This is a genomic window from Pantoea sp. USHLN256 (genome assembly GCF_037149875.1).
GTDB lineage: Bacteria > Pseudomonadota > Gammaproteobacteria > Enterobacterales > Enterobacteriaceae > Pantoea > Pantoea nemavictus.
This window is the reverse complement of sequence record NZ_JBBCQO010000001.1, coordinates 231,167-243,814: the sequence shown is the minus strand read 5'-3', so window position 1 is coordinate 243,814 and position 12,648 is coordinate 231,167. Positions and strand designations below refer to the sequence as shown.

11 protein-coding genes are annotated in these 12,648 nt (G+C 53.7%); 9 read left to right on the top strand and 2 right to left on the bottom strand.

Annotated features, from left to right (window positions below):
• Window positions 1–137: 137 nt before the first annotated feature.
• Window positions 138–821 (bottom strand): outer membrane protein, encoded by a 684-nt coding sequence (locus tag WFL93_RS01150; RefSeq protein ID WP_036621691.1) that lies wholly within the window; start codon window positions 819–821, stop codon window positions 138–140.
• Between the two features lie 154 nt (window positions 822–975).
• Complete coding sequence (locus WFL93_RS01145; RefSeq protein ID WP_007891064.1) at window positions 976–1,269, bottom strand: hypothetical protein; 294 nt, start codon at window positions 1,267–1,269, stop codon at window positions 976–978.
• A 552-nt stretch (window positions 1,270–1,821) separates the two neighbouring features.
• Here WFL93_RS01145 and otsB point away from each other — a divergent pair.
• From otsB to WFL93_RS01100, 9 genes are all read left to right on the top strand, one after another.
• Window positions 1,822–2,610 (top strand): trehalose-phosphatase, encoded by a 789-nt coding sequence (gene otsB / locus WFL93_RS01140; RefSeq protein WP_336777092.1) that lies wholly within the window; start codon window positions 1,822–1,824, stop codon window positions 2,608–2,610.
• A complete protein-coding gene (gene otsA / locus WFL93_RS01135; protein ID WP_180823470.1) occupies window positions 2,607–4,046 on the top strand; it encodes an alpha,alpha-trehalose-phosphate synthase in 1,440 nt (479 codons plus the stop codon). Before otsB ends, otsA begins: the two co-directional genes overlap by 4 nt.
• Before the next feature lie 1,059 nt (window positions 4,047–5,105).
• Window positions 5,106–5,456, top strand: a complete 351-nt coding sequence (gene flhD, locus WFL93_RS01130; RefSeq protein WP_007891053.1) for a flagellar transcriptional regulator FlhD — start codon at window positions 5,106–5,108, stop codon at window positions 5,454–5,456.
• Window positions 5,456–6,034, top strand: a complete 579-nt coding sequence (gene flhC / locus WFL93_RS01125) for a flagellar transcriptional regulator FlhC (protein ID WP_007891050.1) — start codon at window positions 5,456–5,458, stop codon at window positions 6,032–6,034. Before flhD ends, flhC begins: the two co-directional genes overlap by 1 nt.
• 132 nt (window positions 6,035–6,166) lie before the next feature.
• Complete coding sequence (gene motA, locus WFL93_RS01120; RefSeq protein WP_007891047.1) at window positions 6,167–7,054, top strand: flagellar motor stator protein MotA; 888 nt, start codon at window positions 6,167–6,169, stop codon at window positions 7,052–7,054.
• A complete protein-coding gene (gene motB / locus WFL93_RS01115) occupies window positions 7,051–8,082 on the top strand; it encodes a flagellar motor protein MotB (protein ID WP_049851853.1) in 1,032 nt (343 codons plus the stop codon). The genes motA and motB overlap by 4 nt, the downstream gene beginning before the upstream one ends.
• 10 nt (window positions 8,083–8,092) lie before the next feature.
• Window positions 8,093–10,063, top strand: coding sequence for a chemotaxis protein CheA (cheA, locus tag WFL93_RS01110; RefSeq protein ID WP_180823742.1), 1,971 nt, complete (start codon window positions 8,093–8,095; stop codon window positions 10,061–10,063).
• Between the two features lie 22 nt (window positions 10,064–10,085).
• The gene (gene cheW / locus WFL93_RS01105; RefSeq protein WP_007892553.1) at window positions 10,086–10,583 is read left to right on the top strand and encodes a chemotaxis protein CheW; all 498 of its coding nucleotides are present in this window, start codon (window positions 10,086–10,088) and stop codon (window positions 10,581–10,583) included.
• Window positions 10,584–10,749: 166 nt separating this feature from the next.
• Entirely contained in the window at window positions 10,750–12,423 is a 1,674-nt protein-coding gene (locus WFL93_RS01100; protein WP_336777091.1) for a methyl-accepting chemotaxis protein, read from the top strand.
• Window positions 12,424–12,648 lie beyond the last annotated feature (225 nt).

The window sequence follows — 12,648 nt, the reverse complement described above, 5'->3', positions numbered from 1 at the left end:
TGTTTTAACCGTACCTAGATCTACGGGGTAACAGACATACAGATATTGCGTTTCCTCAAGTAAAGCGTGGTTTCCTGCTGGCTGGAATTGAGGAGGCAGATTTCCCCATCATGCGGGGAAGTCTGCCAATGCATTCATCAGAAGAGATAGCGTACGCCCAGCGTGAACTGGTTCTCGATCAGATGCGCTTTCATCTGCTCATCTTTCAAGCCACGGGCATTGACGAAGTTGTTATAGCCGCTCTCAATTTTACCCATATCCACATAGCGATAACCGACATCAACGCTAACGCGCTCAATCGGCGCATAGCTGACGCCCGCACCAATGCTGTAAGTCAGGTTATTTTGCGTGCTGGAAGCATACTCACGCGTAACCACGCCCTGCCAGCCGCCCGCCTGAATACGGCTGAAGCCAAGGCCAGCGGTACCGTACAGCGAGAAGTTGTAGCCGAGTTCATAATCGCGATACAGGTTGAACATCAGGCGCTGCACGTTGGTTTGCAGATGGTTATAGCTGGTGGCAAAGGTGGATGAACCGCTGGTGAACTCCGCGCCCTGACCAAAGGTGTATTCGCCCTCGGTGCGCCAGCCATTACCCCATTGATAACCGAGTGCCAAGGCAGCGTTAGCCTGGTGCGCGGTCTCATTACCCGCGACAAACTGACCTACGCCAGGACGGGCGCTGGTGTTCATCTCTTTGGCATTGATCTGGCTTTGCAGATATTTGGCTGAACCGTAATAGCCTTCGTCAGCATTTGCCGCAACCGCTGCACCTGCGATCATCATTAAAGGCAGTGCACCGCATAACATTTTCAGTTTCATTTGCATCCATTCTCTTCGTCAGTGGAAAGGGGGAACGTGGCTGTTCCGTGTGACGAATCATATGCAACACATTGAGGGGAAAAAATGCGGTTGAATACGCAGGAGAATAGGTAGAACTACGCAGCGAGCACGCCGGCGCACCGGCGCGCAACCCTCACGACCCTAAACGCATGCTCTCGGCGCGTTTAGCCGTGTCATAGACATATTGCAGCATCGGTTCGAGATCGGTATCGGGCCCGGAACTGATGATCTTGCCGCGCAGCCACTCGATCTCGCTGGTGATATCCGGCGGAAATATGGTGTTGTTCTGCGCGTTGCGCAGCCATTTGAGTAGAAAGTTGTTTTTACCGCGCACGCCGCCAGACTTCTTGTTCTTGGCGTTGATTTTCAGCGCGATCAGAATGCAGTAATAGAAGTGCACGCGTTGGCTGTAACTCTGCGGGATCATCTACGCTCACCCACCACAACAGTATGAAAATGTGAAGTCGATCGGTTTTCCATCTTGCGGATTCCTGCCTGAAGCGATCTCAAAGCGCTGATTTATGCTCTCAAGAGCCGTATCTCCACGCTGTAGCCGCGCGGTAAACGCACCATATGATAATCCGCGTGGCGGATGCAAGTCGGCTTAATCTGGGAAATTTCGCGCCGCATGGGCTGATTTTTGCCTGCCACTGGTGCAGGAAAAATAAGCGAAGCGTATGAAAAAGCGCGGAGGCAATCTTTTTGCTGCATAGCGGCTAAAACGGCCACTTATCCTATAGCGAAGCCGCGCGTATCTGGCAATATCGTGATCTACGTCTACACTTAAAGCTGACGATGTTCGCTGTCAGGTTGCCATGTGAGTCTAAATCATGTTTGTTTGTGGAGAGTTTGCTATCGAAATTCCGTGTTATCGTCAAAATCTCCTCGCACACAATTCTGCGGTTTTTTTCCGCTTCCATGATTCAGCCTGCCTCCGAACATCCTGTAATTTTAAAACCTACAACACAGGAGGAGAGTCGTGACCCCCGCGGTTAATCAGAACAGCACGTTGCCGTCGCTAAGCGGCGGACTTTATGCCTTCTTTTTTGATGTCGACGGCACGTTGGCAGCGATTCAGTCGCAGCCCGAGTCGGTTTCAATCCCCGCCTCGGTACGCCAGCTCCTGCAACAAATTTCTAATCTTAGCCACGGCGCACTGGCACTGGTGTCTGGCCGTCCAATCGTGCAACTCGATGCCTTAGTCGCGCCGCTTGAAGCGCCCGCGGCGGGCGTGCATGGCGCTGAACGTCGCGACGCCGCCGGTCGTGTGCATCGCCACAGCCTGCCGGGCGATATTGCGCAAACGCTGCAAATTGAACTGCAGCAGACGCTGGATCAGTGGCCCAACACGCTGCTGGAAGTGAAAGGCATGGCGTTTGCGCTGCACTATCGCAATGCGCCGCAGTATGAGAATGCCATCATGCAGCTGGCGGAAGACGCCGTCGCACGTTTCCCTGATTTGGCGCTGCAGCCCGGCAAGTGCGTGGTGGAGTTGAAGCCGCAGGGCATTGATAAAGGTGCCGCCGTGCGTGAATTTATGCAGGAAGCACCCTTTGCCGGACGCATTCCGGTATTTGTGGGAGACGACCTGACAGACGAAAAAGGATTTCTGGCGGTCAACGCCATGCAGGGGATTTCTGTCAAAGTCGGTGAAGGTGCCAGCCATGCACGCTATCGCCTGAACAGCGTTGAGGCCGTATGGCACTGGCTTGAACAACTATTATTACAACTAGAACATGACAATGTTGGTAAGGAGTTTAGGTTATGAGTCGTTTAGTCGTCGTATCTAACCGTATCGCGATTCCCGATGGTAGCAAGGCCAGCGCAGGCGGACTTGCTGTCGGTATTTTGGATGCACTGCGAGATACCGGAGGATTATGGTTTGGCTGGAACGGAGAGATCAGCGAATTCTCGGGTGAAGATGAGGATGAAGAGCTCACTCAGCTGGAAAAAGACGGAATTACCTACGCCTCGCTGCCGCTCAATCAAAACGATTACGATCAGTATTATCTGCAGTTTTCGAATACCGTGATTTGGCCCGCTTTCCACTATCGTCTCGATCTGGTGCAGTACCAGCGCGAAGCGTGGGATGGCTATTGCCGCGTGAATACGTTGTTGGCCCAGCGTCTTAAACCGCTGCTGAAGCCCGATGATGTATTGTGGATCCACGATTATCATCTGCTGCCGTTTGCTGCCGAGTTGCGCAAATTGGGCATCAACAACCGTATCGGCTTCTTCCTGCATATTCCGTTCCCGACGCCCGAAATCTTCAATGCGTTACCGCCTCATCAGGAGCTGCTGGAGATGCTGTGCGACTATGATCTGCTGGGCTTCCAGACAGAATCCGATCGCGTGGCCTTCCTCGATAGCTTAAGCCAGCTGACGCAGCTGCAGAATAAAGGTGAGAAAAAGCATCGCGCCTTTGGCAACACCTTTATGACCGAGGTGTATCCGATTGGTATTGAGCCTGACACCATCAAAGAGATGGCAGAAGGGCCGCTGCCGCCGAAAATGGCCGCGATGAAGCGCGACCTCGGCGATCTGCAGAACATCATCGCCTGCGAGCGCCTGGATTACTCGAAAGGTTTGCCGGAGCGTTTCCTCGCCTTTGAAGCCCTGCTGGAGAATTTCCCGCAGCATCGCGGCAAAATTCGCTACTCGCAGATTGCACCCACCTCGCGTGGCGATGTGCAGGCCTATCAGGACATTCGCCATCAGCTGGAAACGGAAGCGGGACGCATTAACGGCAAATACGGCACGCTGGGCTGGACGCCGCTCTACTATCTGAATCAGCACTTTGACCGCCGCCTGTTAATGAAGATCTTCCGCCTCACCAACGTTGGCCTGATTACGCCACTGCGCGATGGCATGAACCTGGTAGCGAAAGAGTATGTGGCGGCGCAGGACCCGGATAATCCTGGCGTACTGGTGCTGTCGCGCTTTGCCGGTGCCGCGAATGAACTGACCTCGGCGCTGATCGTCAATCCCTACGATCGGGATGAAGTGGCTGCTGCGCTGGATCGCGCCTTAACCATGCCGCGCACGGAACGTATTTCGCGTTATAACGACATGATGGCGGTGTTGCGCAAGCAGGATATTTCACATTGGCGTGAAAGTTTCCTGAAAGATTTAAATACGTTGCCGGTACGAAGCGATGATCACGGTACGGAAAATAAAGTCGCTACCTTTCCGAAATTAGCTTAAATAATAGGGTGCGCATTAATGCGCACCTTACAAACTTACCGTAGGGTCGCCATTTATGGCGACCACCTCGCACTTAACTTCCTGACTTAACGCCACCTTTCGCGACTTCACTCCCGCTGCGTTGCACAGCGTTTTCACGCACCACCCTAACTTCACGAAATCGATTTCATTTCGTTAAGCGCTAATCGGCTGACTCATCAGTAAAAATCGCACATTTTGGTTAAAAAGCGCGCACCCAACCCAGGAATCACGCTTTTTTTATCGCTGACCCTAAAGATTTACGGTGGCACGCCGATAGTTAGCGCGTAGCAAACCGTAAAATGGCCCATTCATTCATTTCTCTAATGTAACGCTCTGTTACATACCCTGCCGTGCGCTAAACACTCCCTACAATCTACTGACAGTTCCCAGGCGCTCTGCGTCCAGTCTTCACGCTTCGCTAGCGTCTCGCTTTAATCCTCCTCAGCAATATTCCCTGTAAGTGATTAATTTAGAAGCGAATAATTTCCGCTGTATTCAGAGTATTATGCTGCTTATATCTCATTATATAGCGCGTTATAGCCCGATAATCGCAACGGAACAGATAACTGATCGCGTGGTAATGGCAATCTGCCACAGAGGCTAAAATCCGCCGCAAATCAGCAAAATATTAACGAAATAATCCGATTTAGTACAAAAAACGCACAACAGAAAAGCGATGCTGAAGGTTTGCGAAAAAAATTTGCCTTAAAAGTGTGACGCAGATCACACTTTATCTAAAATTTCGCGCCACTCACGTTGTATGTCGAAATCAGACGATATAGATTTGCGTTGTTTTCGGATTAGTCTTAAAAACTGTAAGCAGACGTCACGGAAGATGGTTACAACTCAAGCAAAGAATGGCCTGGAGTTTTGATTACTACTGATCAGTGTCCTGACGGGAAGTGAAACAGTTAGGTACGCGTTGGCTCAAGCCTGATTATTTTTTGCCATCTTTAGATTTACCAACCAGCAGCCCGAACCATAGAACAATTTAATTCTGTGGCCGTATATGTGTCGCGTCTATCAGGATGGAAAAAAATGGGTACATCAGAATTACTAAAACATATATATGACATCAATCTGTCATATTTGCTTCTTGCTCAGCGTTTAATTAACCAGGAAAAAGCTTCAGCAATGTTTCGTTTAGGCATCGATGAATCGATGGCCGATGCATTGTCGCAATTAACCTTACCCGAGATGGTAAAATTAGCGGAAACCAATCAACTGGTTTGCCAGTTTCGTTTTACCGACCACAACCATATTAATCGCCTGACGCAAGAGTCACGTGTGGATGACTTGCAGCAAATCCATACCGGCATTTTATTATCCAGCCGCTTACTGCGGAATGCGTCGAAAGATGACATCTCTGCGAAGAAGAGGGCTGTTTAATGGCCGAAAAAAGTATTGTTCAGGAAGCGCGCGATATTCAGCTGGCAATGGAGCTGATTACGTTGGGCGCACGACTGCAAATGCTGGAAAGTGAAACCCAGCTGAGCCGTGGTCGCCTGATTAAACTGTATAAAGAGTTGCGCGGTGCACCACCACCGAAAGGCATGCTGCCATTCTCCACTGATTGGTTCATGACCTGGGAACAAAATATTCACTCCTCAATGTTCTGTAACGCCTGGCAGTTTCTGCTGAAAACCGGGTTGAGCAATGGCGTTGAAGCGGTGATCAAAGCTTACCGTTTGTATCTTGAGCAGTGTCCGCAATCGGACGAGGGCCCGCTGTTGGCGCTAACGCGTGCATGGACCCTGGTGCGATTCGTTGAAAGTGGCATGCTGGAATTGTCTGACTGCAAGTGCTGCGGTGGCAGCTTTATTAACCACGCGCATCAGCCAGTGGGCAGCTTTGTTTGCAGCCTGTGCCAGCCGCCATCACGTGCCGTAAAAAGACGTAAACTTTCTGCAGATTCTGCCGATACCTTTCCACAACTGCTGGATGAACAGGTTAAACGCGCCGTTTAAGTTTGTTCGCATCGTGGAAAACATCCAGCAGCGGTTAATACCGCTGCTTTTTTTTTGCCTGCGATAAACGAATAACACCTGCGGCTCTCTGGCTTAACTTCCATCAACACGTTACGGACGTAAGGATTTTTTGTGCTGATAATTCTGGGTTATATCGTGGTCGTCGGCTCCGTGTTGGGCGGCTACGCGATGGTCGGCGGACATTTAGGCGCGCTATATCAGCCGGCGGAGCTGATCATTATCGGCGGTGCCGGTATCGGTGCCTTTTTAGTCGGCAATAATGGCAAATCGATCAAGAAGACATTAAAAGCGTTGCCATTGTTAATGCGCGGCTCGAAATATAACAAAGCTGTATACATGGATTTAATGGCGCTGCTCTATCGCCTGATGGCGAAATCCCGTCAGCAAGGCATGCTGTCATTAGAACGTGATATTGAAGACCCAAGTCAGAGTGAAATTTTCGCTAACTATCCGCGTATTTTGTCCGATAAACAGTTGGTCGATTTTATTACCGACTATTTACGTTTAATGGTCAGCGGAAATATGAACGCCTTCGAAATTGAAGCCCTGATGGACGAAGAGATTGAAACCTACGAGCACGAGTGCGAAGTACCAGCGCAAAGTATATCGGCCGTGGGTGATGGCTTACCGGCTTTCGGCATCGTTGCCGCGGTAATGGGCGTGGTGCACGCACTGGCGTCGGCCGATCGTCCGGCCGCAGAGTTAGGTGCGCTGGTTGCCCATGCCATGGTCGGTACCTTCCTCGGGATTTTGCTGGCCTACGGCTTTATTTCGCCGCTGGCCTCGGTACTGCGACAGAAATGTGCCGAAACCACCAAGATGATGCAGTGCGTAAAGGTGACATTGCTCTCCAGCCTGAACGGCTACGCGCCGCAAATCGCGGTGGAGTTTGGACGTAAAACGCTCTATTCCGCTGAACGTCCGTCGTTCTCCGAGCTGGAAGAGCACGTGCGTAACGCCAAGAACCCGGCGAAACAAACTTCGGATGAGAATTCATGAAAGCTGGCAATCGCCCCATTGTGCTGGTTAAAAAGCGCAAACATAAAGGTCACCATGGCAGCCACGGTTCGTGGAAGATTGCCTATGCCGACTTTATGACGGCGATGATGGCGTTCTTTATGGTGATGTGGCTGCTCTCCATCTCCAGCCCGAAAGAGTTAGTACAAATTGCCGAATACTTCAAAACGCCGCTCAAAGTGGCGTTAACCGGCGGTCAGCGCAGCAGCGACAGTGAAAGTCCGATCCCGGGCGGCGGCGACGATCCGACGCAGCAGAAGGGCGAAGTGAAGAAAATTGTCGATATGGATGCGCAGAAGAAAAAGCTGGAGGAGATTCGCCTGAATCGCCTGCGTGAAAAGCTCGATCAGCTGATTGAAGCCGATCCGCGTCTGAAAGCGCTGCGTCCGCACCTGATTATCAACATGGTGGAAGAGGGGCTGCGCATTCAGATTATCGATAGCCAGAACCGCCCGATGTTTAAAACCGGTAGCGCAGACGTTGAGCCCTATATGCGCGACATTCTGCGCACCATTGCGCCGCTGCTGAATGATATTCCGAACAAAATTAGCCTGTCAGGCCACACCGACGATATCCAGTATGGCAATGGCGATCGCGGCTACAGCAACTGGGAGTTGTCGGCCGATCGTGCCAACGCCTCACGCCGTGAGCTGATGATCGGTGGGCTGGACGGCAGCAAAATGCTGCGTGTGGTCGGTATGGCCGACACCATGAAGCTGAAAAACCGTGGTGCTAATGATGCAGTCAACCGCCGCATTAGCCTGCTGGTGTTGAATCACGACACCGAAGCGGCGATTGAAAAAGAGAATGCCGAGAGCGATGCCGTACAGGTCAGCGACCCGGCGCAAATTATTCCCGACATTACCGCACCCGCCGTACCGGCTGCGCCGACTGCCCCAACAGGTTCCACTGCGACACCGGCTGCGCCGGCGGCTGCGACGGCACCTGCGGCAGCGGCGACGCCCGCGGTGAGCGTGGTGACACCAGACCAACCCTCACAGCCGAGGTGATCCCGTGAGCATGGACATCAGCGATTTTTACCAGACGTTTTTCGATGAAGCCGATGAGCTGTTAGCGGATATGGAGCAACACCTGTTGGGACTCGATCCCCAGGAGCCCGATTCCGAGCAGTTGAATGCCATCTTCCGCGCCGCCCACTCCATCAAGGGCGGAGCCGGTACGTTTGGCTTTACGGTTTTACAGGAAACCACCCACATCCTGGAAAACATTCTGGATGGTGCGCGCCGCGGCGAGATGCAGCTCAGCACCGATATCATCAACCTGTTTTTGGAAACCAAAGATATTATGCAAGAACAGCTCGATGCCTATAAAACGGCGCAGGAGCCCAACGCAGAAAGCTTTAAATACATCTGCGAAGCGCTGCGTCAGCTGGCACTGGAAGCGAAGGGCATCGCGCCTGAAGCGCCAAAAGTCGCCGAAGTGATTGACATCGCTGCACCGGTTGCCGCCGCAGGTCTGCGCCTGCAGCTGGTTGATCTGAAAGAGAAAGAGCCGGAGCTGATGCTGGAAGAGCTCGGCAATCTCGGCACGGTCAGCAACGTGGTAAAAGGCGCTAACTCGCTCGAAGTGACCATCGATGGCGTCGGCAAAGATGACATCGTCGCCGTGCTGTGCTTTGTGCTCGATGAAGCGCAGATCCACTTCCCGGCAGGCGCGGCGGCAGTGGCCGAAGCGCCGGTGGTGGACGTGGTCGCTGAAGCGGTGCAAACCGCCACCGTTACCGAGATTACGCCGGCAGCGAAACGTGAACCTAAGCGTGCAGCGGCACCGGCCAAGGGCAGTGAATCCAGCAGCATCCGCGTGGCAGTGGAGAAAGTGGACCAGCTGATTAACCTGGTGGGCGAGCTGGTGATCACCCAATCGATGCTGGCGCAGCGCTCCGGCGCGCTGGATCCGGTGGCGCACGGCGACCTGCTGAACAGCATGGGCCAGCTAGAGCGTAACGCCCGCGATCTGCAAGAGTCGGTGATGTCGATTCGTATGATGCCAATGGAGTATGTCTTCAGCCGCTTCCCGCGCCTGGTGCGCGATTTGGCCAGCAAGCTGGGCAAAGAGGTGGAACTGACGCTGCTTGGCAGCTCGACCGAACTGGATAAGAGCCTGATTGAACGCATCATCGATCCGTTAACGCACCTGGTGCGTAACAGCCTCGATCACGGTATCGAAACCCCGGAAAAACGTCTGGCTGCCAGCAAAACGGCAGTCGGTAACCTGACGCTGTCCGCGGAACATCAGGGCGGCAATATCTGCATCGAAGTGATCGATGACGGTGCCGGTCTGAACCGTGAACGTATCCTGGCTAAAGCGCTGTCGTCTGGCCTGCCGGTGAGCGACAGCATGAGCGATGAAGAAGTCGGCATGCTGATCTTCGCGCCGGGCTTCTCCACCGCCGAACAGGTCACTGACGTGTCGGGCCGTGGCGTGGGCATGGACGTGGTGAAACGTAACATTCAGGAGATGGGCGGCCACGTCGAAATCTCCTCGAAGCAGGGCAAAGGCACCACTATTCGCATCCTGCTGCCGCTGACGCTGGCGATCCTCGACGGCATGTCGGTGCGCGTGGCCAACGAAGTGTTCATTCTGCCGCTCAACGCGGTGATGGAATCGCTGCAGCCAACCGCTGAAGAGTTAAAACCGCTGGCCGGTGGCGAGCGCGTGCTGGAAGTGCGAGGCGAGTATCTGCCGCTGGTTGAGTTGTGGAATGTGTTTGAGGTGCAAAACGCCAAAACCGACGCCACGCAAGGCATTGTGGTGATTCTGCAAAGCGCAGGCCGTCGCTATGCGCTGCTGGTCGATCAGCTGATTGGTCAGCATCAGGTGGTAGTGAAAAACCTTGAAAGCAACTATCGCAAAGTGCCGGGGATTTCAGCCGCCACCATTCTGGGCGATGGTAGCGTAGCGCTGATTGTGGATGTCTCAGCACTGCAATCGTTGAACCGTGAAAAGCGTGTGGCCGGTGCCGCAGCGTAATAGATAACGAAAGGGTAAAAAAATGACTGACATGGCAACCGTGACCAAAATCGCTGGCGAAACCGTCGGCCAGGAGTTCTTAGTTTTCACACTGGGTGACGAAGAGTACGGCATCGACATTCTGAAAGTGCAGGAGATCCGCGGCTACGATCAGGTAACCCGCATCGCGAACACGCCAGAGTTCATCAAAGGCGTCACCAACCTGCGCGGCGTGATTGTGCCCATTATCGACCTGCGCGTGAAATTCTCGCAGCCGGACGTGGATTACAACGAGAACACCGTGGTGATCGTGCTGAATCTTGAGCAGCGCGTGGTGGGGATTGTGGTTGACGGCGTTTCTGACGTGCTGTCGCTGACTCAGGAGCAGATTCGTCCTTCTCCGGAATTTGCGGTCACCATGTCTACCGAGTACCTGACCGGTCTGGGTGCGCTGGGTGAACGTATGCTGATTCTGGTCGACATCGAAAAGCTGCTGAGCAGTGAAGAGATGGCGCTAGTGGATAACCTGCGTACCGCCTAATCACATCAACGGGCCGCGCCGCTGCGGCCCGTTATCATCACGCACGTTAATTAATTTGTTGTAAATCAACAACAAAACTGCAAAAACCCTGCTTTTCTCCTCAATATTCCCCGCCGTAAGTCGATAACTGCTCTGCACGATTTTTCTTCATTTTCCAGGGCAAACTATGTTTACAAGAATCCGCGTTGTCACCAGCTTATTGCTGGTGTTGTTGGTATTTGGTTTTCTGCAATTGGCATCCGGCTCGCTGTTTTTTAAAGCGCTAAGTGATGACAAAAACAGTTTCAACGTTTCACAACTGGCGAGCAAAAACACCGCCGCCATCAACGACGCCTACATGAGCCTCAATCAGAGCCGTGTGGTGTTAACCCGCATTCAGTTGCGCATGGCGACCAGCAAGCTCAGCGGCAGTGAAGCGGATGTGGCCGGTTTATATAACGACAGCAAAGCCTTCCAGAAAGAAGCCGCTGATAACTATCAGCTGTTTAAAGCCACGCCGGATACGCCGGGACAGGATGCAGCGCTTAACAAGCGTCTGGATGACACCTATTCTGCTTATGCCAGCGCGCTGGGCCAGATGCAGGATGCGCTGGTAGCACAAGATCTGGTGCAGGCCGCGAAAGTGCCGGTGGCGCCAAGCCAGAGTGCGTTCCTGAAAGAGTACCGCCAGTGGCGTGCCGATCAGGACCGTTTGACGGCGACCGGCGTCGCCGCCAACAGCTCTGCCTACGATCATATGATCTGGCTGCTGACTGCGGTGTTGGCGATCGTGGTGGCGGTAATTGTGCTGTGCTGGTTTGGCATGCGCAAAATTCTGATCACGCCGCTCAACCACAACATTCAGCATATTCAGCACATTGCGCAGGGCGATTTAACGCAGCACATTGCGGTTGTCGGGCGCAATGAAATGAGCCAGCTGGCGCAAAGCCTGCATGATATGCAGCAGTCGCTGGTACGCACGGTAAGTGATGTGCGTGACGGATCGGATGCCATCTTTACCGGAGCCAGTGAGATTTCGGCGGGCAATAACGATCTCTCGGCACGTACCGAAGAGCAGGCGGCCTCGCTGGAGCAGACCGCCGCCAGCATGGAACAGCTGACCGCCACCGTGAAGCAGAACGCGGAAAATGCGCGTCAGGCTTCGCAGCTGGCGCTGAGTGCCTCTGAAACCGCGCAGAAGGGCGGCGATGTGGTGCAAGGCGTGGTGCGTACCATGAGCGACATCGCCGGCAGCTCGAAGAAGATTGCTGACATCACCAGCGTCATCGACGGCATCGCCTTCCAGACCAACATTCTGGCGCTCAATGCGGCGGTAGAAGCGGCGCGTGCCGGTGAACAAGGCCGTGGATTTGCGGTGGTAGCAGGCGAAGTGCGAAATCTGGCGCAGCGCAGCGCACAGGCGGCCAAAGAGATCAAAGGGCTGATTGAAGACTCCGTCAGCCGCGTTAACAGCGGCTCAGCGCTGGTGGGTACCGCCGGTGAAACCATGAGCGATATCGTCAATGCGGTCACCCGCGTGACGGATATTATGGGCGAAATTGCCTCGGCATCGGATGAGCAGAGTCGTGGTATCGACCAGGTGGGTCAGGCGGTGACGGAGATGGATCGTGTGACGCAGCAGAACGCCTCGCTGGTAGAAGAGTCTGCCGCAGCGGCGGCCTCACTGGAAGAGCAGGCCAGCCGCTTGAGCCAGTCGGTGGCGGTGTTCCGCGTACCGCGCGCGGCACAAGCACAGCCGAAAGCCGGCGTGCGCCATCCACAGATTGCGCCGCCTACACTGGGCGCGCCGCGTAAAGCGGTGATCGCCGCTGTAGGCGACAGTAATTGGGAAACGTTTTAAGTTTCGGCGTCGTCGGTCCCTCACCCCGGCCCTCTCCCGCGAGCGGGAGAGGGAGACGCTGCCACATGCAAGCTCGATCGGTTCCCTCTCCCATTTGTGGGAGAGGGTTAGGGTGAGGGACAAACCGCACCTCACCCAATGCGCCTTTATCGCTCACCCGATAAAGGCGCATTTTTTTTACTGTTAATTTTTTTACTTATAAAACACTGCAATCATGCTAAAACG

What these genes read in the sequence shown, in the direction of transcription:
- WFL93_RS01150 (WP_036621691.1), bottom strand. Translation starts at nt 821, where the DNA reads ATGAAACTGAAAATGTTATGCGGTGCACTGCCTTTAATGATGATCGCA.
- WFL93_RS01145 (WP_007891064.1), bottom strand. Translation starts at nt 1,269, where the DNA reads ATGATCCCGCAGAGTTACAGCCAACGCGTGCACTTCTATTACTGCATT.
- otsA (WP_180823470.1), top strand. Translation starts at nt 2,607, where the DNA reads ATGAGTCGTTTAGTCGTCGTATCTAACCGTATCGCGATTCCCGATGGT.
- flhD (WP_007891053.1), top strand. Translation starts at nt 5,106, where the DNA reads ATGGGTACATCAGAATTACTAAAACATATATATGACATCAATCTGTCA.
- flhC (WP_007891050.1), top strand. Translation starts at nt 5,456, where the DNA reads ATGGCCGAAAAAAGTATTGTTCAGGAAGCGCGCGATATTCAGCTGGCA.
- motB (WP_049851853.1), top strand. Translation starts at nt 7,051, where the DNA reads ATGAAAGCTGGCAATCGCCCCATTGTGCTGGTTAAAAAGCGCAAACAT.
- cheA (WP_180823742.1), top strand. Translation starts at nt 8,093, where the DNA reads ATGGACATCAGCGATTTTTACCAGACGTTTTTCGATGAAGCCGATGAG.
- cheW (WP_007892553.1), top strand. Translation starts at nt 10,086, where the DNA reads ATGACTGACATGGCAACCGTGACCAAAATCGCTGGCGAAACCGTCGGC.
- WFL93_RS01100 (WP_336777091.1), top strand. Translation starts at nt 10,750, where the DNA reads ATGTTTACAAGAATCCGCGTTGTCACCAGCTTATTGCTGGTGTTGTTG.